Annotated in this window: 20 protein-coding genes and 1 pseudogene; 13 read left to right on the top strand and 8 right to left on the bottom strand. The window is 64.7% G+C overall.

Features of this window, described 5'->3' with window-relative positions:
• Positions 1-84: 84 nt before the first annotated feature.
• Entirely contained in the window at positions 85-2,298 is a 2,214-nt protein-coding gene (locus G6P99_RS44110) for a 3-hydroxyacyl-CoA dehydrogenase NAD-binding domain-containing protein (protein WP_165126525.1), read from the top strand.
• Between the two features lie 389 nt (positions 2,299-2,687).
• Here the strand turns inward: G6P99_RS44110 and G6P99_RS44105 are convergent, their stop codons facing one another.
• Both G6P99_RS44105 and gstA read right to left on the bottom strand, forming a co-directional pair.
• Positions 2,688-2,996: a hypothetical protein gene (locus G6P99_RS44105; protein WP_224741895.1), complete on the bottom strand. Its 309-nt coding sequence runs from the start codon at positions 2,994-2,996 to the stop codon at positions 2,688-2,690.
• 230 nt (positions 2,997-3,226) lie between these two features.
• Entirely contained in the window at positions 3,227-3,844 is a 618-nt protein-coding gene (gstA, locus tag G6P99_RS44100; RefSeq protein ID WP_029077810.1) for a glutathione transferase GstA, read from the bottom strand.
• 129 nt (positions 3,845-3,973) lie between these two features.
• On the opposite strand from gstA, the gene G6P99_RS44095 reads away from it, so the two are divergent.
• The 3 genes from G6P99_RS44095 to G6P99_RS44085 all read left to right on the top strand — a co-directional run bounded on the left by G6P99_RS44095 (position 3,974) and on the right by G6P99_RS44085 (position 6,660).
• Positions 3,974-4,498: a MarR family winged helix-turn-helix transcriptional regulator gene (locus tag G6P99_RS44095; protein ID WP_165126522.1), complete on the top strand. Its 525-nt coding sequence runs from the start codon at positions 3,974-3,976 to the stop codon at positions 4,496-4,498.
• 93 nt (positions 4,499-4,591) lie between these two features.
• The gene (locus G6P99_RS44090) at positions 4,592-5,962 is read left to right on the top strand and encodes a glutamate--cysteine ligase (protein WP_029077808.1); all 1,371 of its coding nucleotides are present in this window, start codon (positions 4,592-4,594) and stop codon (positions 5,960-5,962) included.
• Between the two features lie 143 nt (positions 5,963-6,105).
• Positions 6,106-6,660 carry a PAN domain-containing protein gene (locus G6P99_RS44085; protein ID WP_029077807.1) on the top strand — a complete coding sequence of 185 codons (555 nt, stop codon included), beginning with the start codon at positions 6,106-6,108 and terminating at the stop codon, positions 6,658-6,660.
• A gap of 142 nt (positions 6,661-6,802) precedes the next feature.
• On the opposite strand, the pseudogene G6P99_RS44080 reads toward G6P99_RS44085, so the two are convergent.
• The 5 genes and pseudogenes from G6P99_RS44080 to G6P99_RS44060 all read right to left on the bottom strand — a co-directional run bounded on the left by G6P99_RS44080 (position 6,803) and on the right by G6P99_RS44060 (position 10,748).
• Positions 6,803-7,371 (bottom strand): annotated as a pseudogene (locus tag G6P99_RS44080) (nucleotidyltransferase family protein).
• The gene (locus G6P99_RS44075; RefSeq protein WP_165126519.1) at positions 7,368-7,715 is read right to left on the bottom strand and encodes an MmcQ/YjbR family DNA-binding protein; all 348 of its coding nucleotides are present in this window, start codon (positions 7,713-7,715) and stop codon (positions 7,368-7,370) included. The pseudogene G6P99_RS44080 and the gene G6P99_RS44075 overlap by 4 nt, the downstream one beginning before the upstream one ends.
• An 11-nt stretch (positions 7,716-7,726) precedes the next feature.
• Positions 7,727-8,497 carry a signal peptidase I gene (gene lepB / locus G6P99_RS44070; RefSeq protein WP_029077804.1) on the bottom strand — a complete coding sequence of 257 codons (771 nt, stop codon included), beginning with the start codon at positions 8,495-8,497 and terminating at the stop codon, positions 7,727-7,729.
• Complete coding sequence (gene tldD, locus G6P99_RS44065) at positions 8,497-9,921, bottom strand: metalloprotease TldD (protein WP_165126516.1); 1,425 nt, start codon at positions 9,919-9,921, stop codon at positions 8,497-8,499. The genes lepB and tldD overlap by 1 nt, the downstream gene beginning before the upstream one ends.
• A 362-nt stretch (positions 9,922-10,283) precedes the next feature.
• Entirely contained in the window at positions 10,284-10,748 is a 465-nt protein-coding gene (locus G6P99_RS44060; RefSeq protein ID WP_063618900.1) for a winged helix-turn-helix transcriptional regulator, read from the bottom strand.
• 136 nt (positions 10,749-10,884) lie between these two features.
• On the opposite strand from G6P99_RS44060, the gene G6P99_RS44055 reads away from it, so the two are divergent.
• The 3 genes from G6P99_RS44055 to G6P99_RS44045 are packed head-to-tail and all read left to right on the top strand — an operon-like array spanning position 10,885 to position 12,438.
• Positions 10,885-11,277, top strand: coding sequence for a DoxX family protein (locus G6P99_RS44055; RefSeq protein ID WP_029077802.1), 393 nt, complete (start codon positions 10,885-10,887; stop codon positions 11,275-11,277).
• Between the two features lie 10 nt (positions 11,278-11,287).
• Complete coding sequence (locus G6P99_RS44050; protein WP_029077801.1) at positions 11,288-11,797, top strand: DsrE family protein; 510 nt, start codon at positions 11,288-11,290, stop codon at positions 11,795-11,797.
• Positions 11,798-11,832: 35 nt separating this feature from the next.
• Positions 11,833-12,438 (top strand): TlpA family protein disulfide reductase, encoded by a 606-nt coding sequence (locus G6P99_RS44045; RefSeq protein WP_035975906.1) that lies wholly within the window; start codon positions 11,833-11,835, stop codon positions 12,436-12,438.
• 6 nt (positions 12,439-12,444) lie between these two features.
• On the opposite strand, the gene G6P99_RS44040 is transcribed toward G6P99_RS44045, so the two are convergent.
• Entirely contained in the window at positions 12,445-12,972 is a 528-nt protein-coding gene (locus G6P99_RS44040; protein ID WP_029077799.1) for an invasion associated locus B family protein, read from the bottom strand.
• A 484-nt stretch (positions 12,973-13,456) separates the two neighbouring features.
• Between G6P99_RS44040 and coxB the strand changes: the two genes are divergently transcribed.
• The 6 genes from coxB (at position 13,457) to G6P99_RS44010 (ending at position 18,796) form a co-directional block, all read left to right on the top strand.
• Entirely contained in the window at positions 13,457-14,296 is an 840-nt protein-coding gene (gene coxB, locus G6P99_RS44035; protein ID WP_029077798.1) for a cytochrome c oxidase subunit II, read from the top strand.
• Positions 14,297-14,379: 83 nt separating this feature from the next.
• The gene (ctaD, locus tag G6P99_RS44030; RefSeq protein WP_029077797.1) at positions 14,380-15,996 is read left to right on the top strand and encodes a cytochrome c oxidase subunit I; all 1,617 of its coding nucleotides are present in this window, start codon (positions 14,380-14,382) and stop codon (positions 15,994-15,996) included.
• A 61-nt stretch (positions 15,997-16,057) separates the two neighbouring features.
• Positions 16,058-16,996, top strand: coding sequence for a heme o synthase (locus G6P99_RS44025; RefSeq protein WP_029077796.1), 939 nt, complete (start codon positions 16,058-16,060; stop codon positions 16,994-16,996).
• A gap of 39 nt (positions 16,997-17,035) precedes the next feature.
• Positions 17,036-17,200 (top strand): hypothetical protein, encoded by a 165-nt coding sequence (locus G6P99_RS44020; RefSeq protein ID WP_029077795.1) that lies wholly within the window; start codon positions 17,036-17,038, stop codon positions 17,198-17,200.
• A gap of 83 nt (positions 17,201-17,283) precedes the next feature.
• A complete protein-coding gene (locus G6P99_RS44015; RefSeq protein ID WP_156928331.1) occupies positions 17,284-17,844 on the top strand; it encodes a cytochrome c oxidase assembly protein in 561 nt (186 codons plus the stop codon).
• Positions 17,845-17,899: 55 nt separating this feature from the next.
• The gene (locus tag G6P99_RS44010) at positions 17,900-18,796 is read left to right on the top strand and encodes a cytochrome c oxidase subunit 3 (RefSeq protein ID WP_029077793.1); all 897 of its coding nucleotides are present in this window, start codon (positions 17,900-17,902) and stop codon (positions 18,794-18,796) included.
• Positions 18,797-18,857: the final 61 nt, after the last annotated feature.

Below are 18,857 nucleotides of genomic sequence, written 5' to 3'. Positions count from 1 at the left end.
GGTCACGCTTCGCTAACCCACCCTACGAAATCGAGACGCAACCGCCGCGCCTGGGATCGGCCGCTGGCACCGAGGGAGCAAGAGATGACCTACAAGAATTTCAAGTTCGAAGTCGACGCCGACGGCATTGCGCTGGTCACCTGGGATATCCCTGATCGTTCGATGAACGTGTTCGACGATCTCTCGACCCAGGAGATCGGCGAGATCATCAAGCAGACGACCGGCGACGCAGCGATCAAGGGCGTCGTGATCACCTCGGCCAAGGAGGCGTTCTGCGCCGGCGCCGACCTCTCGATGCTCGAGGGCATGAACCGCAGCTATGCGCAGCTTCTCAAGGAGAAGGGCGAGGAAGCCGCCAACCAGATGCTGTTCGAGCAGAGCCGCCAGATGTCGCAGGCGTTTCGCGCGATCGAGACCTCGGGCAAGCCTTGGGTCGCCGCGATCAACGGCCTCGCGCTCGGCGGCGGCTTCGAGATCACGCTGGCCTGTCACTACCGCGTCGCGGCCGATAATCCGAAGACCCGGCTCGGCCTGCCGGAAATCAAGGTCGGCCTGTTCCCCGGCGCCGGCGGCACCCAGCGCGTGCCGCGCCTGGTGCAGCCGCAGGATGCGATGACGCTGCTGCTCAAGGGCGAGGCGGTCAAGGTCGATCGGGCCAAGGCGCTCAATCTGATTCACGCCGTCGTGCCGGCGGCCGACCTGATCAAGGCCGCCAAGGACTGGATCAAGGGCGGCGGCAAGGCGGTCGCGCCGTGGGACGAGAAGAGTTTCAAGCTGCCCGGCGGTCTGGTGTTCTCCAAGGCCGGCATGCAGATGTTCCCGGCCGGCAACGCGATCTATCGCCGCGAGACCTACGACAATTATCCGGCCGCGCGCGCCATCATGAGCTGCGTCTATGAAGGCCTGCAGCTGCCGATCGACGCCGCGTTGCGCGTCGAGTCGCGTTACTTCACGAAAGTGCTGCGCTCGAAGGAAGCGGCGGCGATGATCCGCTCGCTGTTCCTGTCGATGCAGGAATTGAACAAGGGCGCGCGCCGTCCGGCGGGCGTGCCGCCGACCAAGGTGAAGAAGCTCGCCGTGATCGGCGCCGGCTTCATGGGCGCCAGCGTCGGTTATGTCTCGGCGCAGGCCGGCATCGACGTCGTGCTTGTCGATCGCGACCAGGAGAGCGCCGACAAGGGCAAGGGCCACGCCAAAACCGTGGTCGACGGGCAGGTGGCGAAGGGACGCATGAAGCAGGAGGCCGGCGACGCCATCCTGGCGCGCATCTCGGCAACATCTGATTACAACGCGGTCTCGGACTGCGACCTGGTCATCGAGGCCGTGTTCGAGGACCGCAAGGTCAAGGCCGACACCTATGCCAAGGCGCAGCCGCTGTTGAAGGCGGACGCGATCTTCGCCTCCAACACCTCGACCCTGCCGATCAATTCGCTGGCCGAGGAGTTCAAGGACCAGGGCAAGTTCATCGGCATCCACTTCTTCTCGCCGGTCGAGAAGATGATGCTGGTCGAGATCATCCTGGGCAAGAACACCGGCGACGTCGCGCTGGCGACGGCGCTCGACTATGTCCGTGCGATCGGCAAGACGCCCATTGTTGTGAACGATTCCCGCGGCTTCTTCGCCAACCGCTGCGTGATGCGCTACATCTCCGAAGGCAACGAGATGCTGCTCGAAGGCGTGCCGCCGGCGGTGATCGAGAACACCGCCAAGATGGCCGGCATGCCGGTCGGGCCGCTGTCGCTGCAGGACGAGGTCGCGCTCGACCTCGGGCTGAAGATCACCAAGGCGACCGAGGCCGATCTCGGCCCCAACGCGATCGACCAGGCGCAGAAGAAGCTGATGGTCGAGATGGTCGAGAAGCAGGGCCGCTTCGGCCGCAAGAACGGCAAGGGCTTCTACGACTATCCGGAGAAGGGCAAGGGTCAGAAGAGCCTGTGGCCGGGGCTCGCCGGCCTGCAGCCGAAGCGGCTCGATCCCGACACACTCAGCGTCGAGGAGCTGAAGCAACGCTTCCTGGTGGTGCAGGCGGTGGAAGCCGCGCGCACCGTCGAGGACCACGTCATCACCGACGTGCGCGAGGCCGATGTCGGCTCGATCCTGGGCTTCGGCTTCGCGCCGTTCACCGGTGGTGCGCTGTCCTATATCGACTTCATGGGCACCAAGAACTTCGTCGCGCTCTGCCACGCCTTCGAGAAGAAGTACGGTTCGCGCTTCACGCCGCCGAAACTGCTCGAGGAGATGGCGGCCAAGGGCGAAACCTTCTACGGCCGCTTCCCGCCGAAGAAGCAGGCGGCGTAAGCCTTCGTCGCGTTCCAAATCGCGACAGGATCAGGCCGGGTCATCGATCCGACTTGATCCCGTTACGTGACGGTCACGCCGGTCAAACTCCCGCCACGCTTGCTCCGCACTGCCACCACGCTGCTGGCATCACTCTTGCTGGGTGATCGTCAAGTCGATCACCGGGGTCGATCGTCAAGTCGATCGCCGGGTTGATCGAAGACGATCACCGAGGACGATCGCCAAAGGCGATCGTCGGGACGACGATCAGCATCAAGGGTGGGCGGGCGATGAGTTCTGCGTTCAAGGAAGGTGCCGCCGGAACCGCGGATAGACACGCGTTGCTGCCGCGGCCGCGCCGGATTTCCCTTCGGCTGCGTGGCAAAGGCCCGCTGTGGACCGGCCTGGTGCTACTTTTTCTGGCGGCGGATCTGATGCTCGCGGTGGCCGCCTGGCACGCCGTCGATTTCTTCCGCAACTGAGCCGTCAGCCTCCGGCGACAGCAAGGCGCCGGCGAGATAGGCGAGTTGGCTGAACGCGAGGCAGGCGACGACGAGCGGAGCGCCGGTGGCAAACGAGAAGCCGTCGGATTGGAGCATGACCGCCGCGAGCACCGCGATCAGCGGTGACACCAGCATCAACGTCCAAACCCGAAAATACAAACTGGTTGCCAGCCCAACGAGGGTGCTGGTCAACAAAAGGGTAAAGGCGATCGTCACATTTTTAGACCAGTTGGAGCGGAGGGCGCGCCGCAGGTCATAGTCGGTCAGTTGGATCGCGCGAACAAGGACAGCAACGCCCTCAGCCGGAAGTACACCGACTTAGCATTAATCGGTACAATGCGGGTTAAATTGAGACGTTCCACCTTCGGTTGCCGAAAGTAGGCTAGCGGCCACAAAAAAGAGCCGGATCGGCGATCCGGCTCTTTGTCGACTGTGGTGTGCCAGGCTCAGGCCGCCTTCAGCAGGCCTTCCTTCTTCAGCGCTTCCTGCACCTTCGGGCGCGCCGCGACGCGGGCCTTGTAGGCCGTCACATTGGGCAAGCCGGAGAAGTCGAAGCCGAGCCGGTCGTTCGCCCACATCATCATCGTGAAGAGGTAGCCGTCGGCGACCGTGAACTGGTTGCCCATCAGGTATTCGCGTCCGGTAAGCTGGCTCTCGACATATTTGAACTTGCCCATGGCGCGGTCCTTGAAGAAGGCCTTGGCGTCGTCGGCGAGGGCCGGCGCGAACATTGGGCCGAGATTCTTGTGCAGCTCGGTCGTGATGTAGTTCAGCCATTCGAGCAGCTTGTAGCGCTCGTTGGAGTCGCGGGCCGGCGCCAGCTTCCGGTCGGCGACCCTGTCGGCGATCATCTGGATGATGATCGGCCCTTCGGTGACCATCTCGCCGCTATCCAGCGCCAGCGCGGGCACCTGACCCTTGGGGTTCACTTGCAGGAAATCGTCGCCGTTTTCGAGCTTTTTGGCCCGCAGATCGACCTTGACCAGGTCGTAGGGCAGCCCGGCTTCGAGCAGGGCGATGTGGGGGGAGAGGGAGCAGGCACCGGGGGAGTAATAAAGCTTCATGGGGGTATTCCTTCCCTTGTTCTTGGCGTCCGGAGAGGGATTGCCAACATGCACCTGCATGAAATAGTCAAGATTGATGCAGATGCATTCAGTGCGGTACACTGGTTCCGGGACCTTATGAGCTAGACCATGAAACGCAAGCTATCGAGCGCGGCGACCGCCGCCTGGATCCGCCTGATGCGGGTGCCGAGCCGGGTGCTGGACTGCGTCGAGCAGGATCTGAAGAAGGCCGGCTTTCCGCCGCTCGCCTGGTATGACGCCTTGCTCGAGCTGTCGCGCGCGCCGTCCGGCGAGCTGCGCCCGGTCGAGCTCGAGCGGCAGATGCTGATTCCGCAATATTCGACGTCGCGGCTGATCGACAAGCTGGTCGACGAGGGACTTGCCGCGCGGCGCGAATGCAAGATCGACAAGCGCGGCCAGTTCGTCGAGATCACCGAGGCTGGACGCGAGCTCCAGAAGAAGATGTGGAGCGCCTATTCGGCCGCGATCGACAAGCATGTCGGCTCGAAATTATCCGATGCCGACGCGGCCCGGCTGTGCGGTCTGCTCGACCGTCTCGGCTGCTCCTGCGGCGACGCCAAAAGCGACGCCAAGAATGAGACCAAGAACGATAGCAAGGCTGCGCCTGCCCGAGACGGCGCGCCTGCCCGATGATAGTCCTGATCCCATCATCCGCAGCCGTTGTGGCTCGCGGATGTCCCTGCCACCGCGCGCGTTCGATCGAAGCGCCCTTGAGTTGGATTTCGTATGGCGCGTGACCAGATCGACATGACGCCGCTGCAGTCGCGCGACGAACTCGTGGCGTGGCTTGAAGCCGGCGTGAAACCCGAATCCGAGTTCCGGATCGGCACCGAGCATGAGAAGACACCGTTCACGCTCGAGGGCCACCAGCCCGTGCCCTATGAAGGCGCGAAGGGCATCGGCGCGCTGCTCGAGGGCATGAAGCTCCTGCTCGGCTGGGAGCCGATCATGGAGCGCGGCAACATCATCGGGCTCTATGACGTGACCGGCGGCGGCGCGATTTCGCTCGAGCCGGGCGGCCAGTTCGAATTGTCGGGCGCGCCGGTCGAGACCGTGCATCAGACCCAGTCGGAGCTGATGGCGCATCTGGCACAGGTGCGGGAGATCGCGACCCCGCTCGGCATCGGCTTCCTCGGTCTCGGCATGACGCCGTCCTGGTCGCGGGCGCAGATCCCCGTGATGCCGAAGGGGCGCTACAAGATCATGAGAAACTACATGCCGAAGGTCGGCAAGTACGGCCTCGACATGATGTTCCGGACTTGCACGGTTCAGACCAATCTCGACTTCTCCTCCGAAGCCGACATGGTGAAGAAGCTGCGCGTGTCGCTGGCGCTGCAGCCGATCGCGACCGCGCTGTTCGCCAACTCGCCGTTCACCGAGGGCAAGCCCAACGGCTTCCTGTCGTTCCGCTCCGAGATCTGGCGCGACACCGACAATGCGCGCTCCGGCATGGTGCCGTTCGCGTTCGAGGACGGCATGGGCTTCGAGCGCTATGTCGATTATGCGCTCGACGTTCCGATGTATTTCGTCAAGCGCGGCGAGGAATATATCGACGTCGCCGGTTCCTCGTTCCGGGATTTCTTCGCCGGCAAGAATGCCGTCTTGCCCGGCGAGCGCCCGACCTTGTCGGACTGGGCCAATCACCTCTCGACGATCTTCCCCGAGGTGCGCCTGAAGCGTTATCTCGAAATGCGCGGCGCCGACGGCGTGCCGTGGGGCCGGCTGCCGGCGCTGCCGGCGTTCTGGGTCGGGCTGCTCTACGACAATGACAGCCTCGATGCCGCCTGGGACATCGTCCGGCACTGGACCGCGCCGGAGCGGCAGGCGCTGCGTGACGACGTGCCGCGTTTCGGCTTCAAGGCCCGGATCAAGGACCGCTATCTGTTCGAGATCGCCAAGGAGTGCCTGATCCTGTCGCATGCCGGATTGCGGCGGCGCGGCCGGATCGATCATCTCGGGCGCGACGAAAGCCGCTTCCTCGAACCGCTCGAGCGCATCATCGAGACCGGCCGCTCGCCGGCGGAGGAGATGCTGGAGAAGTTCAACGGTCCCTGGAAGGGCTCGGTGGAGCCGGCCTATCAGGAATACGCCTTCTAATCCCTGGCTAACCCCGATCCGGGCTCGAAACGCGCGCGGACGGCGGTGGTGTCGCACCGGCCGTTCATCAGCCGTACAGGTTCATGGCGTTCAAATGACGGCCCGCGGGATGCGCGGGGCTGCGCGAATTTGAAAGCAATCTCATGGGGATAGGCCGCCTCTTTAGGGCGTCTGTGGTGATGTTCGCGGTTTTTGCCGCGGCTTTCGTCGCGCGCCCGGCATTGGCGCAGACCAATTTCGACCGTCCTGGCGGCGACTATCTGAACGCGCCGGTGACGTCGGGCGATCCCGCCGATTGCGCGCTCACCTGCGAGCGCGACCGCCGCTGCCGTGCCTGGAGCTTCAGCTATCCGAACGACGTCAACAATGGCGCGGTGTGCTGGCTGAAGAATAGCGTGCCGCCGCGGGTGCAGGACAATTGCTGCGTGTCCGGAGTGCGCGGCGCGGGCGTGGTCGAACCGCGCAACGGCGCTATCGAAACCTCGATCGACCGCCTCGGCGGCGACTACAAGAATTTCGAGTTGAAGAGCAGCGACGGCGACGAGGCCTGCCAGGCCGCCTGCACCGCCGACAACAAGTGCCGCGCCTGGACCTACGCCCGGCCCGGCTATGCCGGCCGCGACGCGCATTGCTTCCTGAAGAAAGACATCAAGCCGCCGCGCCGCAAGGCGGGGTTCACCTCGGGCGTGGTGCGGTGACGCCGGTTCTCTCCACACGTCGTCCCGGCCTTGAGCCGGGACCCATAACCACAAATGCCGGTGTTTCGCGACGCTGGGGCCTCGATCCCGCCTGCAATTTCCTCCGGTGGTTATGGGTCCCTGCTTTCGCAGGGACGACAGGCTAACCCTGAGCCGCCAGCACGGTGATCTCCGGCCACAGCGCCTTCCGCCGCGCTGTCTTCGTCGCGTAGTTTGCCGCGGAAAATTCGAGGTCCGGTTCGGCCGCACGATCATGTCAGCCACATCGTCGAAACCGCTCGGCGCATAGACGTCGTAGCCGCTGGCGCTGCGGCTGATGCCGATCCGCGTGTTCTCGGTGAGGAAGCGATCGATGCCGTCGCTCGAACGCGACAGCGCGGGGTAGGGCAGGCCGTGTTTGCCGGGATACCAGAGATGGACGCGGGCCTGGTTGCGCGCCTCGATCGCGACACCGAGATGGCCGAGCCGCGCCTTGAGGTCGCGGATCACAGCGTCCTCGGCCTCCCACGACGTATCCGGATCGAAATAGAAGATGTCGTAGTCGCTGATGCTGTGATCGACCGGCCGGTTGGTCAGCACGTTCCACACGGTCTGCACCAGGCAGCCGGCCACCAGCCAGGCATCGGGCAAAGCGAGGCGGTGCAGCTCGTCGGCTATCGCTTGATTGGCCGGGTTGCGGAGCGCAGCCGTGAGGAATCCGTCTTGCGTCACGACGAGGCGGTCGCGTCGTAGTCCCTGACTGCCTTCTTCGACGCCAGCGTGCGCCAATGCCGGCGCAGCAGCGGCTCGACGGTCTGACGCCTGGCCTTCGACAGGCGGATCAGCACCATCGGGTAGTCGCGGTAGTGATCGGTGAAATAGAACACTTTGGGCTGGCTTTCGACCAGTATGTCGCGCTCATCCGGCGGCACGCCCGGCATCACCAGGCTGTCGCCGTCCTCCTTGAGCCGCGCCAGCATCTTCTTGCGCACCTTCAGCGCCGGCGTACCGTAGGAAGAGCCGTCCTCGACCTCCGGCCACGCCAGCACCAGGGTCCTGACGTCGTCGAAGGTCACGGTTGGTGAGCTCACTGCACCGAGGTGAAGAAGCGCGCGAGGCGGAAGCCGGACAGCCAGGTCCAGACCGGCTGGCTGCGGATGCCCATGTCCCAGGAGCCGACCACTGCGTCGGCGCGGCCGATCAGATTGTCGATCGGCAGGAGGCCGACGCCGCCGTCGCGCACCGGCACGCGGCTGTCGGCGGAATTGTCCCTGTTGTCGCCGAGCACGAACAGATTGCCGGGAGGCACCGTCACCTCTTGCGTGTTGTCGAGCCGGCCATTGTCGCGGATCTTGAAGATCGCATGGCTAACGCCGTTCGGCAGCGTCTCGATATAGCGATAGGCCTCCTCGCCGCCGCCGCGATCGTCTTCGGCAAAGCCGGTGCCGTCGGGCTTCAGCGCCGCCGGATGATCGTTGATGAAGAGCTGACCCTGCCGCATCTGGATGCGATCGCCGGGCAGCCCGACCACACGCTTGACCCAGGCTTGCGAGCGGTCGCCCGGCCAGCGGAACACGACGACGTCGCCGCGCTTCGGCGTCTCGCCGAACACCCGGCCGGTTTCCGGCAGCGTGATCTGGATCGGCAGCGACGCCGCGCCGTAGCCATAGGGAAATTTCGAGGCGACCAGCGCGTCGCCGATCAACAGCGTCGGTTCCATCGATCCCGACGGCACGTAAAATGGCTCGGCGATCGCGCCCTTGGCGAGGAACACGACGGCCACGATCGCGGCCAGCTGCACGGCCTGTCCGCGCCAGCTGGTCGGCTTGGCCGTCACGACTTCGTTTCCGCTGCTCACTAGCCCGTTCCTCCGACCGTAATCCGTTCCATCCGCAGCGTCGGCTGACCGACGCCGACCGGCACGCCCTGGCCGTTCTTGCCGCAGGTGCCGATTCCCGTATCGAGCGCAAGATCGTTGCCGATCATGGTGATCCTGTGGAGATCGGTCGGTCCATTGCCGATCAGCATGGCGCCCTTCAGCGGCGCGCCGAGCTTGCCGTTCTCGATCTTGTAGGCCTCGGTGCACTGGAACACGTACTTGCCCGAGGTGATGTCGACCTGGCCGCCGCCGAAATTGGCGGCATACATGCCGTTCTTCACCGAGGCGAGGATCTCGGCCGGGTCGCGGTCGCCCGACAGCATGTAGGTGTTGGTCATGCGCGGCATCGGCACATGGGCATAGCTCTGCCGCCGTCCGTTGCCGGTCGGCTTCATGCCCATCAGCCGGGCATTCTGGCGGTCCTGCATGTAGCCGACCAGGACGCCGTCCTCGATCAGCACGGTGCGGTTGGTCGGCGTGCCCTCGTCGTCAATGGACAGAGAACCGCGGCGTGACGCCATGGTGCCGTCGTCGACCACCGTGACCCCCTTGGCCGCGACCTGCTTGCCCATCAGGCCCGCGAAAGCCGAGGTCTGCTTGCGGTTGAAGTCGCCCTCGAGCCCATGGCCGACGGCTTCATGCAGCATCACGCCGGGCCAGCCGGCGCCGAGCACCACGTCCATCTCGCCGGCCGGCGCCGGCACCGATTCGAGATTGACCAGCGCCTCGCGCAGCGCGCCGTCGGCGGCGTCGCGCCAGGCCTTGGTCTCGATGAAGCGCGCATAGCCTTCGCGGCCGCCATAGCCCTTGCTGCCGCTCTCCTGCCGGTCGCCCTGGCCGGCGACCACGGAAACGTTGACGCGCACCAACGGGCGGATGTCGCGATAGCTCTCGCCATCGGGCCGCAGGATTTCCACCACCTGCCAGGTCGCAGTCAGGCTGGCCGAGACCTGCCGCACCCGCGGGTCCTTGTCCCTGACATAGGCGTCGATCTCGCCGAGCAGCTTGACCTTGGCCTCGAAGGCCGGCCCGTCCAGCGGGTTCTCGTCACCATAAAGCTTGATGTTGGTGTGGGCCGGCGCCGCGGCGAAGCTGCCGGCATAGCCGCCGCGCACCGCCGCCACCGCATCCGCGGCGCGGATCAGCGCCGGGATCGACACGTCGGAGGAATGCGCATAGCCGACCGCGTCGTCCTTGACCGCGCGCAGGCCAAAGCCCTGCGAGGTGTCGTAGGTCGCCTGCTTCAGCCGGCCGTTGTCGAACACCAGCGCCTCGGTCTGCCCGTACTCCAGGAACAACTCGCCGTCGTCGGCGCCTTCAAGCCCCCGCGCCACCTCGCGGCGGACGGCATCGCGGTCCAGATTGGCGCGGTCGATCAGGGAGGTCGTGGCAGGATTGGTCATGGTCACTCCGACGCAGTGCGATTCCTTGGCGATTCCTCGTCATCCTTGCCTGAAGCGCGGCTGATTGCCAGTGCGGAACGAGCAGCAGGGATTTCGGGCAAATGAAGCAGAAACGAGCGCAACACTCATCTCACAACCCGGAAACCTGTGCCGGTCCCGGTTCAGACCCGGATGGCCACTGTCAAAGATAGTGTTTGGGGTGGCAAACCGGGAGAGCCCGCGGCTATGCCGTTGATCACGGCAGGCTATCGAGTTCCTCACCTTGTCGTCATCAGAGCATGATCCGGAAAAGTGCGAAGCGGTTTTCCGAAAAGATCGTGCTTAAACAAAGAGCTAAAGCGCGATGACGGTTCAACCTGAACTCATCGCGCTTGAGAGCGCCGATCCGCCTTGAGCGGCTGGTCTTCCGGCACGTCGCCATCGCTCGACGGCTCGGGCTTCGGCTGCGCGGCTCCCTGCGCCGAGGTCGGGAAACCATGCTCCTGGGCCCAGCGGTACAGCTCATCGAACACCGGTTTGAGCGCCCTGGCGGACGGCGTCATCTCGTACTCAACCCGCGGCGGCACCTCGGGATAGACCGTGCGCTTGACGAGGCCATTGGCCTCGAGGTCGCGGAGCTGGGTGGTCAGCATGTGCTGGGTCACGCCGGGGATCGACTGCCGCAATTCGCCGAACCGCCGCTTGCGGTCGACCAATTGCCAGAGGATGTCGCCCTTCCATTTTCCGGCCAGCACCGAAAGCGCCCGATGAAATTGCGCCGACAGGTCGCCGTTGCACGGTTCGGATGCCGCCGGAGGCTCGGCGGGCTCATTAGTCAGTTTTTTCATACTGCCTCACAAAAAGCATCCTACTTGTTCTTTTCATCTTACTCCCGAATTTAGTGCACCGGAAGAAGCGGGCCTGCCGCCGAATGGAGAGATGGGCGCGCGTTGGGGTCGATTCGAACAATCTCGGGAGAGATCAATGTCAGTTGCTGTTGCCTCGGCGCCGTCGCGCTGGAAATCCGTCACGCTGTGGGTGGTCAGGGGTTTGCTTGCGCTGGCCTTTGCCGCCGCCGGCGGCGCCAAGCTCTATGGCGTGCCGATGCTGGTCGAGGAATTCCAGCATATCGGGCTCGGCCAGTGGTTCCGCTATCTCACGGGATCGCTGGAGCTGTTCGGCGCCCTCCTGATCCTGGTGCCTTCGCTCGCAGCCTTCGGCGGCCTGCTGCTCGGCTGCATCATGGTCGGCGCGACCATCACCCATCTGTTCGTGATCGGCGGCTCGCCGGTGCCCGCCCTCGTGCTGCTGACGTTGAGCGCGATCGTCGCCTACACCAAGCGCAGCCAGTTCGCCTTGCTCGCGATCGCGCCGTGAGGAGGCCGCGGTGCGCCTCTCTCGCAGCACACTGACGGTCGCAACCGGGCTGGTGCTGGCACTCGTGGTGCCGTTCGCCGCGACATTGCTGCTCACCGGATCGGTTGCGGCGGTCTCGAAGCCCGAGTCCACAAGGCAGGCCGTGCAGCCGCGCATGCATCGCCTGGTGCTGCCGATCAACTCCGACGATCCGACCACGATGCGGGCGCTGATCTCGACCGCGCTCAACCTCCCGAAATATTATCAGGAGCGCAACGAGCCGTTCGAGATCGAAATCGTCGCCTACAATGCCGGCGTCCACATGCTGCGCGCCGATACCTCGCCGGTAAAGGATTTGCTGCGGGTGGTGCGTGGGCTCACGCCCGGCATCCGCTTCGTGGTCTGCGAAGCCACCAAGCTCGGCATGGAGCGCGCCGAGGGCCATCCGCTCGTCCTGCTCGACAATGTCGATCTGGTGCCGAACGGGCCCGGACGCATCATCGAATTGCAGGAAGCCGGCTGGTCCTACATCCGGTCGTGAGCAATGCGGCGATCAAGCCAGGCGGAGACCCCATCATGATGTCAGTTCGCGCGCCAACCCGCCGCGCCATCGTCGCCGGCATGCTTGGCGCCGGCGCCTCGCTCGCGATGCCGGCACCACCGGTGCGCGCAGCGTCCGGCGGACCGCCGCCGTTCGGCACCATCCGCCACCAGTTCACGCAGGTTCAAGGCGCCCGCCGGGTGCCGCCGGTCGCGATTCCCGCACTCGCCGGCGGCGCGATCGATCTCACCTCGTTCAAGGGCAGGATGGTGCTGGTGAACTTCTGGGCCACATGGTGCGCAGCGTGCCGGACCGAGCTGCCGATGCTGGACCGGCTCGCCGCCAGCGGCCGCAGCGATCTCGCGGTCATTGCGATCAGTACCGACCGCAACCGCGCGCTGGTGCCGCCCTACGTCAAGCAGTTCAAGCTGCATCGTCTAGCGATCGGCTTCGATCCAGGCGGCCTCGTCTCGCGCGTCGATGCCGCCGAGCTCGACACGCCATTCGCGCTCTACGGCATGCCGATCTCGTTCCTGATCGGCGTCAGCGGACAGGTCGAGGGCTATATGACGGGAGAGGCGGACTGGCTGTCCGCGGAGGCGGGCGGGTTGTTTGATTATTATGCGGGTGGTGCGCGGTAGGCTCGGCTACGGCAGCTTGTCATACCCTTCGCCCAGCCCATTCAGGCTGAGCGGAAACCCGATCCCCTCTTCCGGCGTCTCGAAAATAATGAACGTCGCGGTCTTCGCGTTCTTCAACTGGCCGAGCAGCTTGTCGTCCATCACGACCTCGGCGACGCAGCCGTTGGGCAGGCAGCGGACAAAACCGGCGCGGCCGACGTCCTGGTTGTCGAGCTTGAGGCCGAGGCCGGAGGGCAGCAGCACGCCGAGCGGCGCGACCACGCGCATCAGGCGGCTCTTCTGGTCGGCGGTCTTCAGCACGATCACGGTCAGGCCGGCGTTGGAGCGGTCTTCCGCTACCACGCTCTGGATCAGCGCGCATTGCTCGGCCTGGGCGCCGGGCGGGGTGTCGCAGCGGATCTGCCAGTCGCCATGGACCGAGCGTACCGCGCCCTGCGCGTTTGCCGCCTGGGTCAGGCCGAAACTGAGGGCCAGAAACAGCAGCCCGCTGAGCCAACCGGCCTTCGGTCTTACCTGAATGTTCGAAGCGCCCATCCGGGTCGATCCTTTGATTGTTCGGTCGGTCCAGCCGTCGAGGCCGCCGGTAGCACGCATCAGTCGACTGATACCGCAATAGGGCGCCTTGAAGGCGATGTTGAAGCCATTCCCGCGCCGGATTGGGGCGGCCCGCAGCGAATCAGGTTCCTGTGGGCTGCCCTGCCTGTGCGTACATCCGGTAATCCCCCTGTCAACTGTGTGCGGCCGTGTTTCGGCGACTTTCGCTTGATTTTGCGGGAAAAATCGCAAGCGGCAGGTTCATCGCAGGCGCATGGCTTTCGGCCCCACTACTGCATTGCGAGCGCCTGCGAATTATGGTTTGAGAGGCTGGATTTCGACGCGTTCTAGCGATCTGGCTCCCGTACCCACCTTGACTCGTAGACGGGTATGTCCGGAAGGCCATTTGTCAGGGCGGATCGTGCTGCATTTCCGGTCAAGTGCCGGAGGTGTTTTGGGGAATTATCAAGGGAGCGCGAACGGCATGAAGATGTCGATTGGCCGGTTGGGCAGGCAGTTGCTGGGTTTGGCGGTGGCGGGGATGGCGTCAGTCGCCGCGGGATCGGCCTCCGCCGAGATGGGACAGCCGGCGCCGTGGGAGCACACGCTGCAGGAAGCCGCGACCCCGGTGATGGAGAACATCATCTGGTTCCACAATTTCCTGCTGGTGCTGATCACCGTGATCACGCTGTTCGTGCTGGCGCTGCTGATCATCGTGGTGGTGAAGTTCAACGCCAAGGCCAACCCGGTCCCCTCCCGGACTACCCACAACACCCTGATCGAAGTGGCCTGGACGCTGATCCCGGTCCTGATTCTGGTCGGCATCGCGGTGCCGTCGTTCCGCCTGCTGTTCCTGGAGCTCGACGTGCCGAAGCCGGACCTCACCGTGAAGGTCACCGGCAAGCAGTGGTATTGGTCCTACGCCTACCCGGATAACGGCAAGTTCGAGTTCGACTCGCTGCTCGATAAGGACAAGCAGCCCCGCCTGCTCGGCGTCGACAACGAGATGGTGGTCCCGGTCAACAAGGTGGTGCGGATCCAGACCACCGGTGCCGACGTGATCCACTCCTTCGCTGTGCCGGCCTTCGGCGTGAAGATCGACTCGGTCCCCGGCCGCCTCAACGAGAGCTGGTTCAAGGCCACCAAGACCGGCGTGTTCTACGGCCAGTGCTCGGAACTGTGCGGCAAGGACCATGCCTTCATGCCGATCGCGGTGCGGGTCGTCAGCGACCAGGAATTCGCGACCTGGGTCGAGGGGGCGAAGAAGAAGTTTGCGACCAACCCGGCGAATTCCTACGCCTCGGCTGGTCAGGCGGCGCAGTAAGCCGGGACGGCTTGCGGCGCGGGATGGAATAAGGGCGACGGGACCGCAAGGTCCAAGAGGGACTGCAAGGCAGGATTTTGAACATGGCGACAGGCGCAGCGACACACGACGATCACGCCCATGATGATCACGCCCACCATCCGACCGGATGGCGGCGCTATCTCTACTCCACGAACCACAAGGACATCGGTACGATGTACCTGGTCTTTGCGGTGATCGCGGGCATCATCGGCGCCGCGATGTCGATCGCGATCCGTGCCGAGTTGATGTATCCGGGCGTCCAGATATTCCACGAGACGCACACCTATAACGTGTTCGTGACCTCGCACGGTCTGATCATGATCTTCTTCATGGTCATGCCGGCGATGATCGGCGGGTTCGGCAACTGGATGGTACCGCTGATGATCGGCGCGCCTGATATGGCGTTCCCGCGCATGAACAACATCTCGTTCTGGCTGCTGCCGGCCTCGTTCGCGCTGCTCCTGATGTCGACCTTCGTCGAGGGTGAGCCGGGCGCCAACGGCGTCGGCGCGGGCTGGACCATCTACGCGCCGCTGTCGACCTCGGGCCATCCGGGTCCGGCGGTCGATTTCGCGATCCTGTCGCTGCATCTGGCCGGTGCGTCGTCGATCCTCGGCGCCATCAACTTCATCACCACGATCTTCAACATGCGCGCGCCAGGCATGACCCTGCACAAGATGCCGCTGTTCGTGTGGTCGATCCTGGTGACGGTGTTCCTGCTTCTGCTGTCGCTGCCGGTGCTCGCCGGTGCGATCACCATGCTGCTGACCGACCGCAATTTCGGCACCGCCTTCTTTGCCGCCGACGGCGGCGGCGACCCGGTGCTGTTCCAGCATCTGTTCTGGTTCTTCGGCCACCCCGAAGTGTACATCCTGATCCTGCCGGCCTTCGGCATGGTCAGCCAGATCGTCTCCACCTTCTCGCGCAAGCCGGTGTTCGGCTATCTCGGCATGGCCTACGCCATGGTCGCGATCGGCGGCATCGGCTTCGTGGTGTGGGCGCACCACATGTACACCGTCGGCATGTCGTCGGCGACGCAGGCCTATTTCGTCGCCGCCACGATGGTGATCGCGGTGCCGACCGGCGTGAAGATCTTCTCCTGGATCGCCACGATGTGGGGCGGCTCGATCGAGTTCAAGGCGCCGATGATCTGGGCGATCGGCTTCATCTTCCTGTTCACCGTCGGCGGCGTCACCGGCGTGGTGCTGGCCAATGCCGGCGTCGACCGAGTGCTGCAGGACACTTACTACGTGGTGGCGCACTTTCACTACGTGCTGTCGCTCGGCGCCGTGTTCGGCATCTTCGCCGGCTGGTACTACTGGTTCCCGAAGATGTTCGGCTACATGTACTCGGAGACCATCGCCAAGGCGCACTTCTGGTTCACCTTCATCGGCGTCAACTTGGTGTTCTTCCCGCAGCACTTCCTCGGCCTGTCGGGCATGCCGCGCCGCTATGTCGACTATCCGGATGCGTTCGCCGGCTGGAACCTGATCTCCTCCTGGGGCTCCTACATCTCCGGCATCGGCGTGCTAATCTTCATCTACGGCGTGATCGATGCCTTCGTCCGCAAGGAGCAGGCCGCGAACAATCCGTGGGGCGCGGGTGCGACCACGCTGGAGTGGACGCTGACCTCGCCGCCGCCGTTCCACCAGTTCGAAGTGCTGCCGCGCGTGCAGTAATTCCAACACCGCGCGGCGCACCCAAAGTGCGCCGTGCGCTTTATAGAAGCGGAACCTGATCTTGTCGGTTGTCGATCACAATGCCATCGAGTTGCCCCGGATCTCCGAGGCCGAAGTGGGCGATTACATCGCGCTGTTGAAGCCGCGCGTGATGTCGCTGGTGATCTTCACCGCGCTGGTCGGACTGATGATCGCGCCGGTGCATGTGCATCCGGTGCTGGCGTTCACCTCGATCCTGTGCATCGCGGTCGGCGCCGGCGCCTCCGGCGCGCTCAACATGGCCTATGAGAACGACGTCGATGCGTTGATGACGCGCACCGCCAACCGGCCGATCCCGCGCGGGCGCATCACCCCGACCGAGGCCGCCGCGTTCGGCATCACGCTCGCCTTCTTCTCGGTGATGACGCTCGGCATCCTGGTCAACTGGGTGGCGGGCGCGCTGCTTGCCTTCACCATCTTCTTCTATGCCGTGGTCTACACGATGTGGCTGAAGCGCTGGACCGCGCAGAACATCGTGATCGGCGGCGCCGCCGGCGCGCTGCCGCCGGTGGTGGCCTGGGCGGCCGCGACCGGCTCGCTCTCGGTCGAGCCGATCCTGCTGTTCCTGATCATCTTCTTCTGGACCCCGCCGCATTTTTGGGCGCTGGCGCTGTTCCGCAGCGACGACTACGCGCGCGCCGGCATTCCGATGCTGCCGGTGGTTGCCGGTCCCGACGCGACCCGCCTGCAGATACTGCTCTACACCATCGTGCTGGTCGCGGTGGCGCTGGCGCCGTGGCCGCTCGGCTATTTCGACGCGATCTACGGCGTCACCTCGCTGGTGCTCGGCGCCGGCATGCTATGGCTTGCCATCGAGGTCTATCGTCGCCGCGAGGGTGTTGCGGCCAACCGCGCCACCCGCCGGCTGTTCGCGTTCTCGATCCTTTATCTGTTCGCGCTGTTTGCCGTCCTCCTCGCCGAGGTCGTGGTCCGCGCGATTGCGCCTGTCTTGATCGGATAGGGAACGCCCGGGGGCGAGATGGGGGCGCATGGGACATCAATGGACGAGAAACGCGAACCAGACGGAATCGTCCTCACCGAGGCGCAGCTCAGGAGCCGGCGCCAGCGCTCGATCGCCATTGCGCTCGCGCTCGGCGTCATGGTCCTGCTGTTCTTCGCGGTCACCATCGTCAAGGGGCCAGCCGTGCTGGTGCGGCCGCTATGAGTGAGACGGCGAACCAGCGCAGCACCGAGGCACCGCAAGGCGAGCGCGCCAAGGTCACGCGCCGCACGCTGTCGCGCGATACGATGGTGGCGTCGATCTGCGGCTTCGTCGTGGTGCTGATGCTCGGCGCGTCCTACGCGGCCGTGCCGTTCTACAACTGGTTCTGCCGCACCACCGGCTTCAACGGCACCACCCAGGTCGCGACCTCGCTGCCTTCGGATGCGCCGCTCGAGCGCACCATCACCGTCAGCTTCGATTCCAACGTCGCGCCGGGCCTGCCCTGGAAGTTCGAGCCGGAGCAGAACAATATCGACGTCAAGATCGGCCAGGTCGTCACCGTCTATTACACCGTGACCAACCAGTCGGCCCGCACCACCACCGCACAGGCGTCCTACAACGTCGCGCCGCTGACGGTCGGCGCCTATTTCCAGAAGATCAACTGCTTCTGCTTCACGGAACAGACCTTGGCGCCCGGCGAAAAGCGCGAGATGGCCGTCGTATTCTATGTCGATCCGGCGCTGGCCAAGGACAGCGAGAACGACACGCTGAAGACGATCACTTTGTCCTACACTTTCTTCCCCGTGCGCGACGCCGCGCCGAAGCCCGTGGCGGCGGGCGAGGCGGAGCAGCGCAAGGGCGGCTAGTTCTGGAATTAAAGACTTAAGACGTGCCTCGCGGCACGCGAATGGAGAGACGGCAATGGCTGAGGCGCAAGTCAAGCATCACGACTATCATCTCGTCGACCCGAGCCCGTGGCCGGTGGTCGGTTCGATCTCGGCCTTCATCATGGCGGTCGGCGCGATCGGCTGGATGCACCACATGTATTCGGCCGCCCCGATCGTGTTCGGGGTCGGCACCATCGGCGTGCTCTACACCATGGCGAGCTGGTGGGGCGACGTGATCAAGGAAGCCCAGTACAAAGGCGACCACACCCGCGTGGTGCAGATCAGCCACCGCTATGGCATGATCCTGTTCATCGCCTCCGAGGTGATGTTCTTCGTCGCCTGGTTCTGGGCCTTCTTCAATTCGGCGCTGTTCCCGGCCGATGCGGTGCATGCCACCCGCGACGCGGTGTTCGGCTGCGGCGCCGGCAGTGCGATGGGCGCCTGCTCCGTCCCCGGCACCTGGCCGCCGCACGGCATCGAGACCTTCGATCCCTGGCATCTGCCGCTGCTCAACACGCTGCTGCTCTTGACCTCCGGCACCACCGTCACCTGGGCGCACCATGCGCTGCTGGAGAACGACCGCCAGGGCCTGAAGCAGGGCCTGATCCTGACCGTGATCCTCGGCGCCCTTTTCACCTGCGTGCAGGCCTATGAATACGCCCACGCGACGTTCTCGTTCGGCGGCAACGTCTATGGCTCGACCTTCTTCATGGCGACCGGGTTCCACGGCTTCCACGTGCTGGTCGGCACCATCTTCCTGCTGGTCTGCCTGATCCGCGCCTATGCCGGTCATTTCACGCCGAAGCAGCACCTGGGCTTCGAGTTCGCTGCCTGGTACTGGCACTTCGTCGACGTGGTCTGGCTGTTCCTGTTCATCTGCATCTACGTCTGGGGTCGCGGCGCCGAGGCGATGGCCCACGGCGCACACTAACCGCACGCCGACGTGCTAAGAGGGGCGGCCGGATGGCCGCCCCTTTGCATTTGAAGAGACC

Origin of the sequence: Bradyrhizobium sp. 6(2017) (genome assembly GCF_011058295.2) — a bacterium.
Taxonomy (GTDB): domain Bacteria; phylum Pseudomonadota; class Alphaproteobacteria; order Rhizobiales; family Xanthobacteraceae; genus Bradyrhizobium; species Bradyrhizobium septentrionale.
The sequence above is the reverse complement of the archived record's forward strand: the minus strand, read 5'-3'. Positions and strand labels throughout refer to the sequence as shown.

Excerpts from the sequence above, each read along its gene's own strand:
- G6P99_RS44095 (WP_165126522.1), top strand. The coding sequence starts at position 3,974 with ATGAAACGCAAGCTATCGAGCGCGGCGACCGCCGCCTGGATCCGCCTG.
- G6P99_RS44090 (WP_029077808.1), top strand. The coding sequence starts at position 4,592 with ATGGCGCGTGACCAGATCGACATGACGCCGCTGCAGTCGCGCGACGAA.
- tldD (WP_165126516.1), bottom strand. The coding sequence starts at position 9,921 with ATGACCAATCCTGCCACGACCTCCCTGATCGACCGCGCCAATCTGGAC.
- G6P99_RS44055 (WP_029077802.1), top strand. The coding sequence starts at position 10,885 with ATGTCAGTTGCTGTTGCCTCGGCGCCGTCGCGCTGGAAATCCGTCACG.
- G6P99_RS44110 (WP_165126525.1), top strand. The coding sequence starts at position 85 with ATGACCTACAAGAATTTCAAGTTCGAAGTCGACGCCGACGGCATTGCG.
- G6P99_RS44010 (WP_029077793.1), top strand. The coding sequence starts at position 17,900 with ATGGCTGAGGCGCAAGTCAAGCATCACGACTATCATCTCGTCGACCCG.
- gstA (WP_029077810.1), bottom strand. The coding sequence starts at position 3,844 with ATGAAGCTTTATTACTCCCCCGGTGCCTGCTCCCTCTCCCCCCACATC.
- G6P99_RS44015 (WP_156928331.1), top strand. The coding sequence starts at position 17,284 with ATGGTGGCGTCGATCTGCGGCTTCGTCGTGGTGCTGATGCTCGGCGCG.
- G6P99_RS44045 (WP_035975906.1), top strand. The coding sequence starts at position 11,833 with ATGATGTCAGTTCGCGCGCCAACCCGCCGCGCCATCGTCGCCGGCATG.
- ctaD (WP_029077797.1), top strand. The coding sequence starts at position 14,380 with ATGGCGACAGGCGCAGCGACACACGACGATCACGCCCATGATGATCAC.
- G6P99_RS44085 (WP_029077807.1), top strand. The coding sequence starts at position 6,106 with ATGGGGATAGGCCGCCTCTTTAGGGCGTCTGTGGTGATGTTCGCGGTT.
- G6P99_RS44060 (WP_063618900.1), bottom strand. The coding sequence starts at position 10,748 with ATGAAAAAACTGACTAATGAGCCCGCCGAGCCTCCGGCGGCATCCGAA.
- G6P99_RS44040 (WP_029077799.1), bottom strand. The coding sequence starts at position 12,972 with ATGGGCGCTTCGAACATTCAGGTAAGACCGAAGGCCGGTTGGCTCAGC.
- coxB (WP_029077798.1), top strand. The coding sequence starts at position 13,457 with ATGAAGATGTCGATTGGCCGGTTGGGCAGGCAGTTGCTGGGTTTGGCG.
- G6P99_RS44020 (WP_029077795.1), top strand. The coding sequence starts at position 17,036 with ATGGACGAGAAACGCGAACCAGACGGAATCGTCCTCACCGAGGCGCAG.